Below are 16,601 nucleotides of genomic sequence, written 5' to 3' on the forward strand. Positions count from 1 at the left end.
AATCAAACCCAGTGCCTCTATCTATATAGCAAGAATCCTCCGCATTAAGCGAAGGATTCCCCATCAGTACGTAATTAATGCCTTGATATTTTCATTCGTCAACTTTTTGCGACCATTCAAGTACGAAAGTTCGATCAAGAATGCACAGCCAGCTACTACACCACCAAGTTTCTCAATCAATTCGACTGTCGCACCGACTGTACCGCCAGTTGCCAGTAAATCATCAACTACGAGAACACGTTGGCCAGGCTTGATAGCATCTTTGTGAATCGTTAACTCATCTTGTCCATACTCCAAGTCATAAAAGACCGAAATCGTTTCGCGTGGTAACTTGCCAGGCTTACGAACCGGTGCAAAACCGATTTCAAGCGCATAAGCAACAGGACATCCGATGATGAAACCGCGTGCTTCTGGGCCTACGATAATATCGACGTTTAATCCTTTCGCATACTCGACAATTTGGTCTGTCGCATATTTATATGCTTCCCCGTTATCCATGATCGTCGTGATGTCCTTAAAGCTGACACCCGGCTTCGGATAATCGTCTACAGTCGTTACATACTTTTTTAAGTCCACAATTTTTCCTCCTCAACAGCTTCCGTCTCGCGTAAAGAGTCGAATACTTTCTTTAAGTCCTGATACGGAGCATAAAGCAACAACTCTTCTAGTTTGATCTGCTGTTGGCGTTTTTTATAGGATGGCGCTTCTGCCAAGTCACGTTTACCTGCAGAAGTAAGCATCGTCACCTTACCATTCTCTAGTGTAACAAATTCTAGTTCATAAAACACTTTTGTCATGAATTTTATCACATCTTTTTTCCAACCTTTATGTTTGGAAAGCATATCGATTTGATTATGCAGATCAAATGTCTCACGTTTTTTCAAAAAGCTGTAATACCAACCAAATTGTTGACGATCCGGCATCTTTTCGAAGTACATCGAATCATGTACATGCAGATGTAGATACACTCGGCCAGCAAGCGTCTTTTCCATTACTTGCTTCAACTGTTCTTCAGCTGATGGCATATCGAGTAATACGATAGAAAAAGACGGGTGAAGTTCGTCGCGCCCAATCAAAGCGATTGGAATGTTTTTAAAGAACGGTGCAAAATGTTGAATCGCTTCTTCACTAAACGCAATAAATTGTGCTTGATCTGGAATCATTGGCAACCATCTAGCAGGATCTCGAATTCCACGGTAATCGAACAACTGCCACTCGTCACACTTTACATCTTCGACAAGTAATTGGGCTTTTTTGTTACCGTTCCATTCGTTAATTTGCAGATCACCCGTCAAACTAAGCTTACTTTGCGGTGCCATTTCGTCCGCCAATGCTCCTGCACCAAAAAATATCGCATCTAGACGTTCACTACGATCACCCATTTCAAGCTTTAAATGATCTTTCGCTGAGCCGATTTTACGGACAGAGATCGTATCGAGCTGTTCTAATAAGAAAACGGGTTTCGGGAATCCCATACCAAACGGTCGAATTTTTTCCAGCGCTTCGATCGACGCAATATCTATTTCATCCAACGCCAACGGCACATCGATGGATACTATAGGTTGCAAATCTTCTGTCGTCAATACTTCTTTCGCCTGTTCATTCAAATTCGAACGCAATAATTCAACGTCTTCTATTTTCAAAGACATCCCGGCAGCCATCGCATGCCCTCCGAAATGTGGCAGGATCGATGCATTTTTCGATAGTTCCTTATACAAATCAAAGCCCTCAATACTGCGTGCAGAACCTTTGGCCATTCCTGTTTCTCGATCAAGCGACAAGATGATGGATGGACGGTAGTATTTCTCCGTCAGTCTCGATGACACAATGCCAACGACCCCCGGATTCCAACCTTCACCTTCTATGACTAACACGTGAGGCACATGATCGCCATAACGGATTTCCACTTGCTCTTGCGCTTCTTTTGCAATTTCTTTCACTAATTGTTGCCGTTCTTTATTCAAATCATTCAATTCTTCCGCAATTCCAAGCGCTTGTTGCTCATCTTCTGACTTTAGTAAATCAACCGCTGGATCTGCGTCACCAAGTCGACCCGGGGCGTTTAAACGAGGTCCGATCGTAAAGCCGATCGTTTCTTCTGATAAAGCGTTCTGTTCATGACCACTCACTTGCATTAATGCTTTAATTCCAGGGCGCTGCGTGCGGCGTAATCTGCGGATTCCTTCTTTGACCATATAACGATTTTCATCTTCTAGCGGTACCAAGTCTGCGATTGTACCGATTGCCACGAATTCCAGCAGGTCGAGCGGCGGCTTTCCGAGTAAAGCAGAGGCTAGTTTGAACGCCACCCCTACACCTGCGAGTTCTGCGAATGGATAATTGCCTTCTGGATGTCGGGGGTGAATGACCGCGTCCGCCTCGGGTAATACGTCGCCCATTTCGTGGTGATCCGTTACGATGACCGTCATCCCAAGCGACTTCGCGAAGGCGATTTGCTCGATGCCTGAGATTCCGTTGTCTACTGTGATCAGAACTTCTGTGCCTTCTGTATGTAGTTGTTCAAAATAGTCGCTGTTCGGTCCGTAGCCGTGTTCGAAACGGTTTGGAATCGCGAAGTTCACTTTCGCGCCAAGACGTTCGAGCGCGGTCGTTAGCACGGTGACGCTTGTTACGCCATATAGTGATAGGTAAACCTTTGAAAGTTATCTCCGGCTTTTCCCCCACTTCACACCGTGCGTGAGACTTTCACCTCACACGGCGTTCCATCGAAAAATTTCAAAACTTTGGTAATCTACATAACTTAACAGAATTCACTTGTTCGTTGGTATGTCTAATCGTCCAATTAGAGTGTTACTTGCTGTAGTTCCAGTTTCTTTCGTAGCGTATTTATTTTATTCAGGCTTTGTGAGTTGGTTAGTAACTTTTTATACTTTGAGATTATTTCTTCATCTTTTGCATGGATTAAGATGTGAATGTCTTTATCAACGAGACAGAGGTTGTTATATTGGTCAGTACCACCTTGCAACCGTGGTACTTTGTGATGGCAATGAATCGTCATCGGGTTTAACATTTGCCCTGTTACATGGCATTTCCCTCTTTGTGCACAGTATAATGCAATACGATTATCGTTGTACTCTATACTTCGCTGTGGAATTGGATGCTCCATCAGAAATCGAAGTATAGTGATATCAACAGTCGCCAGATTTTTGTGAATTTCTTCTCTGCCTTCTTTTGTATATGCATTAACTGTGTTAGCCTTCATCATCGGATTCTTATGTTTAATATATCCAATTGGAAGTAGCGGATCGCGTGATATAAATCTTAATTGTTTGCTCTTCCCGTATTCTTTCTTAATAAAATCAGATGTTATCACACCTGTTTTCTTAATTCGCCTTTTCATACGATGGTCTTTCATACATGCATTCACTTCGTATGCAATGTTCCCCATGTCTTCAGAAATCATTGTAGCGGTACGGAAATATTGATGAAGTCCTATTACAGTCGAGTTGTAGAGTGCTATTTTTCTTGCTTGGTCGTTAACACCGCTATCATATCGAATACCGTTTATGATTTGCTTCAAGTTTTTCTTTGTGCGTTGAACTGCTTTGTCGCACATATGACTTTTCACAACCCATTTCTCGCCTTTTGGAATTAACTTCATCTTAAACCCTAGGAATTCTGAGTAACCCTTTTTGAGATTCACTATTTTTGATTTATCCTCGCTTATTTCTAAACCAAGTCTTTCTTTCAGCCATTTTTGTACTGCGATAAATAATCTTTTGGCGTGATTAGGATTACTGCAAAAGATTTTGAAATCATCTGCATATCGAACAATATAACATTCTTTCAAGTTAGTTTTACGTAACGATTTATATTGATTTCCTTTGTCCGTGGAATTCCCACGATCTTCACGTCTGATTATTTTATCTTCGCAGATAGGGATTGTCTCCCATTGGCTTTCAATCCAACGGTCAAGTTCATTAAGAACAATATTAGATAATAATGGAGATAGGATGCCACCTTGTGGCGTACCTTTCTCATTCTCAATGATTCGACCATCCGGCAACTTGATTTTTGCTTTAAGCATTTTCGAAATAATAGTGAGTAAATTCTTATCTTGAATACCCATTGCCCACATTTGTTTTAACAACTTGGCATGGGACACGTTATCGAAGAATCCCTTAATGTCTATATCAATTACATATGACATTTTTGAATTCTGCATAAGACGATAACTTTGAGCTATCGCATTCTCTACTGAGCGGTTCGGTCTAAATCCATGACTTCTCCCCGAGAATTTTGCTTCCACTATGGGTTCAAGAATTTGCAATATACATTGTTGGACGATCCTATCCCAAATAGCAGGAATTCCTAAAGGTCTACTTTTTCCATTTGGCTTTGGTATTTCTACCCGTCTAACTGCTTTCGGTTTATAATCTCGCAGTTTGTTTCTAACAAAACCAACAAATTGCTCTTCGGTCAGCTCGGAAATATGATCGATTGTTCGACCATCTACACCAGCCGTTTTGCTGCCTGTATTTTTCTTGATATTTCGATACGCCAACTTAATGTTTTCAACTGAACTAATCATGGACATTAAGTTTTTAAAAGAACTGTCATTTTTGCTTTGTTCATGCAACATGTCAAATGTATCTTGCATGTGATAATACTCTGCGTTTCTGAGCTTGGACTTTTTAACATGTTTAACGATTTGTGAATTTGCCACAGACATCAACCCCTCTCTCAAGTGGTGATTCTTTTAGTCATACTCGAATCTGTGTCTGTTATGCATTTATAAGTCTTTGAAATTTCCGACTAGAGCCTATTCCTCCACCACTTATTATCATGGTTTCAAAGGTGTACTATGGCTCCACTCTCACGAATGGTAAATCAGTTTTAATAGGTCGCCCCTTTATATACCAAACTGCTTCGTAGGTAGGTTAATACCTCCACATCCATCGCTTTCCACGTTCCAATTTCTTTATCCTTACATATATCCTTAGGTTTCTCCTATAGTCCTGTATGCTTGAACTTGCCTATAACAAGTTATGGGTTTTCATAACGCCAGATTTTTACTCGCCCACACATACGATGGCACTGCCACCTGTCACATTTCTGTGACAACTACGTCTAGACCCGTACATTCAGAGATTCGTCAGTGCTTCTGCAGCACATTCTAACCATAGATATTTTATGGACTCCCGGCATATAGGAAACACCATCCACCTCTGGACAGTTTTCGTGTCAGGTACTCGCTATGCTTTCCCTAACTTACGGTATCTCTCTGCCGACTTCACCGAGCTTCACACCTTTCAATTTAACCATTGAGAAGGCATGTCGGAGTATTAGAGTAGGCGTTTCAAGGCGTTACCCAATCATTCCACCTATCAAGAAATCAGTTCTCCTAGGGATTTTATTCGACTCCCTAGTGTCTAACCTTTTCAGTTAGAAACGTGTCGCACCCGCGTCATAATCTCCAAATATTGTAAATTGTTGTTGTGTGTCGATTGCATGTCGGATGCGATCGACGGCTGTTTGCATGTCGTGTAATAAAAATGGATCATGCAAGTTGGACTCGTCCATGTGCAAGTACGCGTTTGCTTGTTCGCTTGTGGTGATTCCGCGTGCGACAAGTATTTTCGTCAGCATCGTGGAGAGGTTCAAGTCTTTCGCGAGCTGATTGACGAGTTCTTCGTCTGGCCGATCAATTTGCCATCTTTTTTTGGATTGTATCAATGCTTTCACATCCTCTGTTCTTATTATAGCGAATGTGGATGGAGACTGAAAGGAAACGATATGGGAAGATTGGGAGTGGGATGGCGCCGTTGATCTGCGTTCCAGGCGGACGCTTTCCCATGGGCCCGCGGTGAGCCAACTAGGTCGCAAGCTCCCTTTAGTTGTCTCACCTGTCAGGCTGATCCATCGGGAGTCGCCGCCTGAAACGCAGATCAACTACTGTCGTTTTCTTTCTATGCGACGTAAGGGATTGCCTTTCGACATAAGACAACTGAATGGATAATACGTAGCTTACTTTTTAGACTAAATAAAGTCCTGTTTTATGTTCATATATAGAAAAGCACCTACCAAAACCACAACGAGAGCCACTTATTACGGACCCAAGCAAAATACCGTATCACTATCGCATTTCCCCCCTTAACAACGAACAAAAAACCACAGCAAGTCGCACATCATAACCTGCTGTGGTAAGACCTATTCAATACAACTCTTTCGGTGGAATAATCTCCGCTTGAACTAGTGGTGGCTCCATCAATGCATCGATGCGCTCTTCCATTTCTTGCATTTGTCTACGCTGCGCTGTCAACTCTTCTTCCTTCACCTGCAACTGCTTTTCCAACTCCTTCACACGTCGTCCACTACGATACGATTTATAAATAGCGAAGAAACCACTAATGACCGCGCCAAGTAATGCTGACCCCAGGATAATGAGCACAAGCGGGATCATTTCCGTACCAAAGAAGTAATTAACCGGTACAGACTCTACATTAAATACAGCAAACAATGCGATTAACACAGCAAATAACAAACCGACTAAAACCGTCCATTGAAATCTCATATGCCTTGTTCCTCCATTCAAAAAAAGCAGGATATACCGAAGTATACCCTGCTCTTTATATAGTTCAAACGTATTATACAACCGGTTCGTCTGAGCCCCATTGTTTTTTCTCTTTTTCTACTTTCATTCCACCATTCTTCGAAATTTGCTTTCTCTTTAGGTCGAACCAAAGTTGAGAAGAAATGAAGATGGAAGAATACGTACCTGCCAGCAAACCGATCAATAGAGCGACGGAGAATGGGCGAATCGATTCTGCACCGAGTGCCATTAGTGCCGCTACAACGAAGATGACTGTCAACACCGTATTAACTGAACGGCCAAGTGTTTGTCGTAATGATTTATTGACGATTGCTGCCAACTCGTCGTCATTATTAATATGCTTCGAACGATTCAAGTTTTCACGTATTCTATCGAAGGTGACGATCGTATCGTTAATAGAGTAACCGATAATCGTCAGTACCGCTGCGATGAATGTGATGTCTACTTCAAGTCGCAAAATACTGAAGATCGCAATCATGAAGAATGCGTCATGCAGTAAACCGATAATTGCTGCTAGACCCATGCGCCATTCGAAACGGAACGCGACGTAGATGATGATCCCTAGAGCCGCAATTGCTAGTGCAGATATCGCATTACGCACGAGCTCTTTTCCTACCGTATTGGAAACCGTCGAAACGTTTGGTTCTGCACCGTATACTTCAGATAGCTCTTTTTTGATTTTATTGACTTCTTCTTGTCCGAAGTCTTCTTTATATCGTGCAACCGCAATGTTCTTGTCATCGCCTGAAATGACGACGTCGGACGTTGGGTGGCCGATTTCTTCAAGAAGTTTTGTTACTTCCGTTTCATCGAGCTGTTGTTCAGCAAGCATTTCCACACGTGTACCGCCTGAGAAGTCGATTCCCAAGTTGAGCTTGAAGACACCGAGCATGATAGCCCCGACAAGCAACAAGACGACAGAGAAAGTATAGAAACGTTTTCTCGAATGAACGAAATCAAAACGATCAAATTTCGTCGTGAGATCCAATGTCTCATAGCCTTCATCTGCTGAATGAACTTGTTTCTTGTTTAATCCAAACCAGCCTACTTTATTGTCGAGGTATCCACTGTGAACGAGTAGTCCAAGCAATAGACGAGATCCCCAAACCGCTGTTAGGAAACTGACCAAAATACTAATAATGAGCATGGTTGCGAAACCTTTAACAGAGCTTGTACCGTAAATGAACAATACGACTGCTGCTAAGAGTGTCGTGATGTTCGCATCGAGGATTGCGGTGAACGAAGACTTCGCTCCGGCCGTAAAGGACGTTTTAATCGATTTTCCGACACGCAATTCTTCTTTAATCCGCTCATAGGTGATGATGTTGGCATCGACTGCCATACCGACCCCGAGCATTAATGCGGCAATACCTGGTAGTGTCAATACCCCATTGATTAATGTGAACACTAGCAAAATCAAAAAGATATAAACAGAGAGTGTGACGACTGCGATAATCCCTGGTAAACGGTAATAGAGTGCCATAAAGATAAAGACTAAGCTGACACCGACAATTCCAGCAAATATCGTTTTATCTAGTGCTTGTTCACCAAATTGCGCACCGACAGAAGTCGAGTAAATTTCTTCTAAATCAACAGGCAATGCACCAGCGTTCAAAATACCCGCTAAGTTTTTCGTCTCTTCAATAGAGAAGTTACCTGAGATCTCAACATTTGAAGAGTTAATCGTTTTAGACACATACGGAGCCGAGATGAAAGCAGGGTCCGCCTTCATTGCTTCTTCTTTAAAGGAGTGTTCTCCTTCGATGAAGTCCAACCAAATAACGAGCATGTTATCCGGCTTCATTGCTGCAATTTCTGAAGTAACTTCTCCAAATTTATTTGGATCTTTCATTTCCAATGTAACAACAGGGTTGTTATTTTCATCGAAATTGGCTTTTGCTTTACCTTCTTTCAAATCATTTCCGTCAAGCATCAATTCATCATTCGCATTACGGAATGATAGGTTGGCTTGGGTGGATAATAATTCACGGGCAGTTTCCTGATCTTCTACCCCGGCAAGCTGAACGCGGATTCGGTTGTTTGATTCGATTTGGATGCTAGGTTCGTTAACACCGAGCACGTCAATACGATTCGTCAACGCACGTGCCGTATCGGCAACTGTTGACTCCGTAATCTTTTGTCCTTCTTTCAATGGTTTCACTTGATACAGAACTTCGAAACCACCCTGTAAGTCAAGGCCTAACTTGACGTCTTTTAAAATCGGACTCGTCGTGGAAAATACCGTTGATGCTAAAATAACGATAAGCAGCAAAAATGCGACGATCCTTCCTCTGTTTTTCATATTTCCTTTTCCCCCTCATATACTAGAGCGGCATAGCACCTGTTATGTACTTTCTTCTCTCATTGTACAACATACCAATTATGAAACAGTAGGTTGTCTGTGTCAAATACTTCATGATAGGAATTGCAAATCAATCCGCTTTTTTAGGCGAAAATAACACAGACCATTCCTCTTTACTCAACTCCAACACATCTTCACTGTTGCGTTGAGCTTCGGTTTGCGTATGCGTCATGAACTGTGCCGCCGTAATGGCCAAAACATCCGAAATCATTTCATAAGAACGCATCGCAGAAATATCTTTTTTCCGCCACTTTTTCTCCACTACATATTTCAGTAAATCTTCCTCCGTAATCTCCGAGTAGCCGTAAAACGTCAATTCTTTCTTTTTACTTTCTAGTGCAGGGAACAACTGTCTATATAAGTCTATCAACTGTTGATCCAACGCCACTTCCCCCCTCGTGTATAGTTCCGGAATAAACTTGATTATATCACATACACTTAACTATATTTGGGTTTTGCCCAAGCATTCTCATTGTATTGGAAAACGTGGCAAATCAGAAGGAGTGGTGTAGGATGTCATCATTTATTCGGGGGACGATTTTTTTGATGGCGGCCGTGTTTTTATCAAAATTACTCGGCTTCGTCTATCGAATTCAATTTATGCGGGTAGCAGGAGAAGAAACCGTCGGGATCTATATGACCGCATACCCGGCATTCATCTTTTTCCTCTCCTTAGTACAGATTGGTGTACCCACTGCAATTGCGAAAGTGATAGCGGAATTAAAAGCACAGGGCGGCACCGTACAATTGCGACAAGTTATGAGAACCGCCACATTTATCACGATTTTATCTGGTGCAGTCTTCATTCCCGCGTGTATTCTTTTCATTCCTTTTTTAGCTGAAACTTTACTTGGGAACAGTGCAACTTCCACTGCATTATACGTAGCACTCGCTATCGTACCTATCGCTTCCATTGGTGGGTTAATCAGAGGATATTTTCAAGGGATTTCACGTATTGAGGAAACTGCATGGGCACAAGTGATCGAACAAATCTTTCGTATATTATTGATCACATGGATGTTGCCATACATTCTAGCTCCAGAAGATCCTATGATGAATGCGGCGTATGCGATGGCTGTGACATTCCTTGCTGAAATCGTGTCGGTACTTTATCTTCTATACAAATACCATCAGCAACAAAAGAAACAACCGAAGCCACAGAGAAAAGAACCGCGCTATCCAATGGAGCCGATTCTTGAGGTGGCACTTCCTTCGTCAGGCAGTCGACTATTTGGGACGTTCACATGGTTTCTAGAGCCCATTATCTTTTTACGCGCGCTTTCCATGGCAGGCGTTGGAACCGTAGCCGCCACTTCATTGTATGGGGTTATTTCAGGGGTACTTATTCCGTTATTATTGTTTCCTGCATTCATTCCATACGCATTATCCGTCGTGCTCGTCCCGGCTGTCAGTGGGGCAGCCGCTTCGAGTAACGTCAAAAAGTTGCAAGAACGCATTCACTTGGCATTGCGTTTATCTGCCTTAACCGGTGCATTTGCAGCTACCGTATTTTATATGCATGGCCAAGAGCTTGCAGAGAAGTTATTCCATATAGTAGAAGGTGGCAGCTATATGACGTTGCTCGCACCCATTTTCTTCTTTTATTATATTCAAAGCCCACTCTATTCCATCTTACAGGCAACAGGTGATGCGAAAGCCGGTATGCTGAACTCCGTTTACGGAGGGATCGCAAAGCTTGCGGTGATGTTCATTTTAGCATCACAACCAGGTCTACAAGAAACAGGTGCTGTTCTCGCGATCGGTTTCGGTGTACTCGTTACATCTTTCTTGCATATCGCCACACTACGTCAAAATAAATCGACCGCTACTGGATTTTCCATGTTCGCGATGACCTATATCGTGTTCTTGCTGACCGTCGTCATTCGTCCAATTTTCCTTCCAATTGGCTCCCATCATCTATTTGTGGAGTGCGCCATTACGTCCGGTGTGCTGTTGGTTTTATTATTGTTGACGAGACAAATCAAAACACAGGACTTTGTCATGCTACGGAATTTAGTTAAACGGTATTAATATTTTTCAATTGAACTTTAATTTCCCCTTTTTCAAAGGAGCAATAGAAGATCGTGCTCAAATCGGTAATGTGTTTAGCACGTAATTTTCGTAACAACCAGTCTTCCGTCTTGCCAATCAACTTTAAATGCTCGGGCTGTATTTCCCCATCGAGGACTAAGCCAACAATTGGCATGTCACCGTCTTTAGTGAATACAGATAAATTTCCAGAAGATTCGAGATACGCAAACGTGACACTATGAATAGAACCGACTTGATTCTCTCGTAACTGTTGGAATAAGTCATCCAGGTTATAACGCTGTTTACGCATTTCTTCTTCCTGGATCACCCCATGTCGAATAATTAACGTCGGATCGCCATCGACTACATCACGAAACTTTTTACTTTTCAATGAAATCATGGAGGATATATATTGAATGACCAGCAATAGGAGGATTGGAAGAATCCCTTCAATAATCGGTTTATCGGGAGATTCTACAATCATTGCAGCTACTTCCGCCATAATGATAAAGACGACGATATCTATGACACCCAATTCACCAACTTCTCGTTTTCCCATAATTCGTAATATCACAAGAAGAAAAACATATAAAAACACCGTACGCAACCCGATAATTAGTAACTCATGCACAGCAGATCTGCCTCCTTCACACTTAGTGTGTCAGCAGATCTTTTTTCTATACGTAAGCAAACAAAAAAGCGGAAATCTATGGATAAACCAATAATTTCCGCTTTTACTTATGACGCTGTTGCGACTCTACCTACCGCTTGCTTGTCAAAACGCAAAACTGTAGTGTCCGATACACGCAAGAAAATAGAAGTTTCATCTACTGCATCCACAGTACCATGAATACCACCGATTGTGACTACTTCGTCTCCACGCTTTAAACTATTTTGCATCTCTTTCGCTGCTTTCTGTCTCTTCTGAGCAGGACGAATAAGTAAAAACCACATAATAGCCACCATGATGACTAGTGTGAAAATACCACCGTATTGTTCCATCATTAAATATTTTCCCCCTTCCTGAAGCATCATTTTTTATTATACAAGATTTAAAAGTTTTTTGCATTCGGTTTGTTAAAGCCGTATTGCTCAAAAAACTCTTCGCGGAAATCACCGAGGCGATCTTCACGTATTGCCTGACGCACTTGCTCCATTAAATTCAGCAAGAAGTGCAGGTTATGATAGGACGTCAACCGTATGCCAAATGTTTCACCCGCACGTATTAAATGTCGAATATAGGCACGACTATAGTTTTTGCACGCATAACAATCACAGTTCGGATCAAGTGGACCAAAATCTCGTTCATATTTCGCATTTTTGACAACTACACGACCTTCACTTGTCATCAACGTACCGTTACGTGCAATACGCGTCGGCAAGACACAGTCGAACATATCGATTCCACGGATCGCACCGTCGATCAATGAGTCTGGAGATCCAACACCCATTAAATAACGAGGCTTATCTTGTGGAAGCAGTGGTGTCGTAAACTCCAACACGTTATTCATAATATCTTTCGGTTCCCCGACAGACAATCCACCGATTGCGTAGCCTGGGAAATCCATCGATACTAGATCACGTGCACTTTGCTTACGAAGATCTTCAAATTCGCCACCTTGTACGATACCGAATAGTCCTTGATCTATTGGACGTCCATGTGCTTCAAGGCAACGTTCAGCCCATCGTGATGTACGCTCGACACTGGCTTTCATATACTCATGCGTCGCAGGAAATGGAGGACATTCATCAAACGCCATCATAATGTCGGCACCTAAATCGTTTTGGATTTCCATTGCTTTTTCTGGACTCAAAAATAGCTTATCTCCATTAATATGATTACGGAAATGCACGCCTTCTTCTTTAATATCGCGGAACTTACTTAAGGAAAATACTTGGAAGCCGCCGGAATCCGTTAAAATGGGACGATCCCAGTTCATGAATTTATGTAATCCGCCTGCTTTTTTCACAATTTCATTACCCGGACGTAACCATAAATGATACGTGTTGCTTAAAATAATCCCTGCACCCATCGCCTTCAATTCTTCGGGAGCCATCGTTTTGACCGTAGCTTGTGTTCCGACCGGCATGAAAGCAGGAGTTTCAAATGAACCGTGTGGCGTGTGAACAATTCCAAGTCGCGCACCCGTTTGTTTACATGTTTTGATATGTTCGTACGTAATAGCTGCCAATTAACCTCGTTCCTTTCTTGTAGCTGGGCGAATAAACATCGCGTCGCCAAAACTGAAAAATCGATACTGCTCTTTCACGGCTTGTTCATATGCATGCATGACATGATCACGTCCGGCAAATGCCGATAACAGCATCAATAGTGTAGATTTTGGCAAGTGAAAATTCGTCACCAAACCGTCAATTGCTTTAAACTCATACCCAGGATAAATAAATATCGAAGTCCAGCCGCTTGCTGCGACGACTTCCCCATTATTCTCTGAAGCGATGGTTTCAAGCGTCCGTGTAGACGTCGTACCGACCGCCACTACATTGCCGCCATTCGCTTTTGTCTCGCGAACAAGTGCCGCTGTCTCTTCCGTCATGACATAGTATTCCGCATGCATCGTGTGATCTTCAATTGAATCTACACTAACAGGACGGAATGTACCCAGTCCAACGTGCAATGTAATGAACGCGATCTGCACGCCTTTTTCACGCAATGCATCCAAGATTTCATCGGTGAAGTGCAAGCCCGCTGTAGGTGCTGCCGCAGATCCACGCTCTTTGGCGAAAACGGTTTGATAGCGCGTCTGATCTTCTAATGTCTCGGTAATATATGGAGGCAATGGCATCTGTCCGAGCTGATCGAGCAATTCATAGAAAATGCCGTCATAACTAAATTTGAATTCGCGCCCGCCTTGTTCACCGAGAGCGGTACATTCAGCCTGCAACAAGCCGTCACCAAACGTCACGACCGTCCCTACTTTAATACGTTTTGAAGGCTTAACCAACGTTTCCCAGCGGTCATCACCTGTCTCTTTTAATAACAACACTTCAATCGTCGCGCCAGTTTCTTCTTTCGTCCCGATCAAACGCGCCGGCAATACTTTTGTATCATTCAACACTAGCAAGTCCCCTGCTTCTAGTTCATCCACTAAATCACGGAAATGCTTATGTGTAACCGTACCGGTATCACGCCCCATGACGAGTAAACGGCTCGCTGTGCGATCTAAAAGCGGTGTTTGAGCAATTAAATGTTCTGGTAAATCAAAATCAAAGTCTTCTACTTCCATCCTGCTAACTCCTATCTGTCACTCAGGAAGCGGATAGCCGAAATGCTCGTAAGCCTTTTCTGTCGCCATCCGACCTCTTGATGTACGTTGAATAAATCCCATTTGTAATAAATACGGCTCATAGACGTCTTCGATCGTCACCGACTCTTCCCCAATACTTGCAGCAAGTGTATCGATGCCGACTGGCCCCCCGCGGAACCGTTCAATCATGCTATGGAGCAACTGATGGTCGATTTGATCGAGTCCATGATGATCCACTTGTAACATATCGAGCGCTTCTTGTGCAATCGAATGTGTAATGATCCCGTTCCCGCGCACTTGTGCATAATCGCGCACTCTTCGCAATAGACGATTGGCAATACGCGGTGTTCCGCGAGAGCGTTTCGCCAGTTCGACAGCTGCTTGCGGATCGATGTCCACGCCAAATAAATTCGCGCTTCGAATAACGATCTCCGTCAATGATTCCACTTCATAATACTCAAGTCGAAGCGGTACTCCGAAACGGTCACGTAGCGGTGCAGACAATGCCCCTGCACGCGTCGTTGCACCGATCAATGTAAACGGCGGCAAGTCTAGTCGTACAGACCGTGCCGTCGGACCTTTTCCAACCATAATATCGAGACAGAAATCCTCCATCGCTGGATACAGCACTTCTTCAATCGCGCGGTTTAGCCGATGAATTTCATCGATGAACAGGACGTCGCCCGGCTCCAATGAAGATACCACTGCCGCCAAGTCACCCGGACGTTCAATAGCAGGACCGCTCGTCATGCGGACATTCACACCCATTTCATTGCCGATCACCGTAGCGAGCGTCGTCTTTCCAAGCCCAGGAGGACCGTATAACAACACATGATCCAAACTTTCTTCCCGCTTTTTTGCCGCCTCGATAAAAATCGATAAATTATCTTTCGCTTGTTGCTGACCGATATATTGTTGCAATAATTGCGGGCGTAATGATTGTTCAAAACTATCATCAAAATCCGTTGCTTCATTCGTCAGTATGCGTTCATCCATTGAAACCACCTCCATCGTATTAGCCTTGTTTCAATAATAATTTTAACGCCAGACGCATATAGCCTTCTGTATCGAGTTCTTCTTTCTCGAGCTTCGGCTTCACTTTCTTCAGTTCACGATCCGAATAACCAAGCGCAGTCAATGCAAGCATCGCCTCATCGAGCTCATCACTTTCCGCAAGCGTAAGCAACGTGTCTTCCGAATCCGGCAAATCAATTTCTGTAAACAGATCATGAAGTTTGCCTTTTAAATCCAAAATCATTTGACGAGCCGTCTTCTTGCCGACACCTGGAAACTGCACAAGGAACCCTTCATCTTCGCGCTCAATCGCACTCACTACTTGAGAAGGCAAGCCGTTCGCAAGAATTGCGAGCGCGCCTTTAGGACCGATTCCCGAAACGGTAATCAGTTTACGGAACAATTCACGTTGTTCCAGCGTCTTGAAACCGATCAATAACTGCGTATCTTCACGCACATGCAAATACGTGAACACTTGCTGTACCTCTTCTGTTACGTGGAACGCAAATGGATTTGGCGTCATGACTTGCCAACCAATTCCTGATTGCTCCAGCACAACATATTCAGGTGTCACACGTGTCACATAGCCTTTTATGTAATCGTACAAAGTAGTCTCCCCCTAAAGTATACCTGCTATTATAGCATACGAACGGGTTTTCTACTTGTTCAACCTCCAGAAACCTGCATAAAAAAATGGACACATAAAATTCGTGTCCATTCTTCCTACTTATACGTGAGCGATTGCTTGTTGTTTCTTATGGAATGCGATGAAATTCTGAACGACCGTATCAAGGAATGCGATCGTCGCTTCATCCGTAATATTTCCTTCTTCATCCATCTTCGTGTGAACCGCTCCGATATATACTTCGTTACCTGGCAATAAGTTAGGTGCCAATGCTGGGTTAGAAAGAATTTCACGTAAGTGGATCTGCGCTCTTACAGAACCGAATACGCCCATTGATGCCCCTACGATAAAGCCCGTTTTGCCGTGTAACGTAAAGTCGCCACCGCGTGACAACCAATCCAACGCATTTTTCATGGCGCCAGGAATGGAGAAATTATATTCTGGTGCTGCAAATAAAACCGCATCCGAATCTTTCACATCATCTTTAAATGTTTGGACAGCTACAGGTGGTTCACTTTCAATATCAATAGAGAACATTTCTAAATCATTGATAAGAACTGGCGTAATTTCCAATTCTTCTTTATATCGTTTAGCCATGAAATTTACTAACTTTAAATTGTATGAAGTGGAACTCGTACTTCCGATTACTGCTTTTACTCTAATAGTCATTCTGAAGATCTCCCTTATGTTTTAATATCTGCAAGACTTATCATAGCGCTTGCTTATTTT

15 protein-coding genes and 1 pseudogene are annotated in these 16,601 nt (G+C 43.0%); 1 reads left to right on the forward strand and 15 read right to left on the reverse strand.

What is annotated here, in order from left to right:
* Positions 1 to 63 precede the first annotated feature (63 nt).
* The 8 genes and pseudogenes from CSV61_RS09115 to CSV61_RS09145 form a co-directional block, all read right to left on the reverse strand.
* The gene (locus tag CSV61_RS09115; protein ID WP_083031751.1) at positions 64 to 576 is read right to left on the reverse strand and encodes an adenine phosphoribosyltransferase; all 513 of its coding nucleotides are present in this window, start codon (positions 574 to 576) and stop codon (positions 64 to 66) included.
* Positions 567 to 1,208, reverse strand: a complete 642-nt coding sequence (locus CSV61_RS17190) for a single-stranded-DNA-specific exonuclease C-terminal domain-containing protein (protein WP_255408181.1) — start codon at positions 1,206 to 1,208, stop codon at positions 567 to 569. Before CSV61_RS17190 ends, CSV61_RS09115 begins: the two co-directional genes overlap by 10 nt.
* A 33-nt stretch (positions 1,209 to 1,241) precedes the next feature.
* Positions 1,242 to 2,624, reverse strand: a pseudogene (gene recJ, locus CSV61_RS09120) (single-stranded-DNA-specific exonuclease RecJ); the annotation flags it as partial.
* A 179-nt stretch (positions 2,625 to 2,803) separates the two neighbouring features.
* Positions 2,804 to 4,621 carry a group II intron reverse transcriptase/maturase gene (gene ltrA, locus CSV61_RS09125; RefSeq protein WP_483315641.1) on the reverse strand — a complete coding sequence of 606 codons (1,818 nt, stop codon included), beginning with the start codon at positions 4,619 to 4,621 and terminating at the stop codon, positions 2,804 to 2,806.
* Positions 4,622 to 5,406: 785 nt separating this feature from the next.
* Positions 5,407 to 5,697: a single-stranded DNA-binding protein gene (locus CSV61_RS09130; protein WP_083031758.1), complete on the reverse strand. Its 291-nt coding sequence runs from the start codon at positions 5,695 to 5,697 to the stop codon at positions 5,407 to 5,409.
* A gap of 478 nt (positions 5,698 to 6,175) precedes the next feature.
* Positions 6,176 to 6,535, reverse strand: a complete 360-nt coding sequence (locus CSV61_RS09135) for a LapA family protein (RefSeq protein WP_083031761.1) — start codon at positions 6,533 to 6,535, stop codon at positions 6,176 to 6,178.
* 73 nt (positions 6,536 to 6,608) lie between these two features.
* Positions 6,609 to 8,876, reverse strand: a complete 2,268-nt coding sequence (secDF, locus tag CSV61_RS09140; RefSeq protein WP_099638973.1) for a protein translocase subunit SecDF — start codon at positions 8,874 to 8,876, stop codon at positions 6,609 to 6,611.
* A gap of 130 nt (positions 8,877 to 9,006) precedes the next feature.
* The gene (locus CSV61_RS09145) at positions 9,007 to 9,318 is read right to left on the reverse strand and encodes a post-transcriptional regulator (RefSeq protein WP_158233825.1); all 312 of its coding nucleotides are present in this window, start codon (positions 9,316 to 9,318) and stop codon (positions 9,007 to 9,009) included.
* A gap of 131 nt (positions 9,319 to 9,449) precedes the next feature.
* Here CSV61_RS09145 and CSV61_RS09150 point away from each other — a divergent pair, with 131 nt between their 5' ends.
* Complete coding sequence (locus tag CSV61_RS09150; RefSeq protein ID WP_099638975.1) at positions 9,450 to 10,967, forward strand: putative polysaccharide biosynthesis protein; 1,518 nt, start codon at positions 9,450 to 9,452, stop codon at positions 10,965 to 10,967.
* Here the strand turns inward: CSV61_RS09150 and CSV61_RS09155 are convergent.
* The 7 genes from CSV61_RS09155 to CSV61_RS09185 form a co-directional block, all read right to left on the reverse strand.
* The gene (locus tag CSV61_RS09155; protein WP_099638976.1) at positions 10,954 to 11,598 is read right to left on the reverse strand and encodes a DUF421 domain-containing protein; all 645 of its coding nucleotides are present in this window, start codon (positions 11,596 to 11,598) and stop codon (positions 10,954 to 10,956) included. The genes CSV61_RS09150 and CSV61_RS09155 overlap by 14 nt on opposite strands.
* A gap of 107 nt (positions 11,599 to 11,705) precedes the next feature.
* Positions 11,706 to 11,972 (reverse strand): preprotein translocase subunit YajC, encoded by a 267-nt coding sequence (gene yajC, locus CSV61_RS09160; protein ID WP_369802807.1) that lies wholly within the window; start codon positions 11,970 to 11,972, stop codon positions 11,706 to 11,708.
* Between the two features lie 47 nt (positions 11,973 to 12,019).
* Positions 12,020 to 13,159 (reverse strand): tRNA guanosine(34) transglycosylase Tgt, encoded by a 1,140-nt coding sequence (gene tgt / locus CSV61_RS09165; protein WP_099638977.1) that lies wholly within the window; start codon positions 13,157 to 13,159, stop codon positions 12,020 to 12,022.
* Entirely contained in the window at positions 13,160 to 14,212 is a 1,053-nt protein-coding gene (queA, locus tag CSV61_RS09170; RefSeq protein ID WP_099638978.1) for a tRNA preQ1(34) S-adenosylmethionine ribosyltransferase-isomerase QueA, read from the reverse strand.
* An 18-nt stretch (positions 14,213 to 14,230) separates the two neighbouring features.
* Positions 14,231 to 15,229 (reverse strand): Holliday junction branch migration DNA helicase RuvB, encoded by a 999-nt coding sequence (gene ruvB / locus CSV61_RS09175; RefSeq protein WP_083031781.1) that lies wholly within the window; start codon positions 15,227 to 15,229, stop codon positions 14,231 to 14,233.
* Positions 15,230 to 15,248: 19 nt separating this feature from the next.
* Entirely contained in the window at positions 15,249 to 15,854 is a 606-nt protein-coding gene (gene ruvA, locus CSV61_RS09180; protein WP_029053712.1) for a Holliday junction branch migration protein RuvA, read from the reverse strand.
* Between the two features lie 120 nt (positions 15,855 to 15,974).
* Positions 15,975 to 16,541: an NADPH-dependent FMN reductase gene (locus CSV61_RS09185; protein ID WP_083031784.1), complete on the reverse strand. Its 567-nt coding sequence runs from the start codon at positions 16,539 to 16,541 to the stop codon at positions 15,975 to 15,977.
* Positions 16,542 to 16,601 lie beyond the last annotated feature (60 nt).

Origin of the sequence: Sporosarcina sp. P3 (genome assembly GCF_002743415.1) — a bacterium.
Classification (GTDB): domain Bacteria; phylum Bacillota; class Bacilli; order Bacillales_A; family Planococcaceae; genus Sporosarcina; species Sporosarcina ureae_A.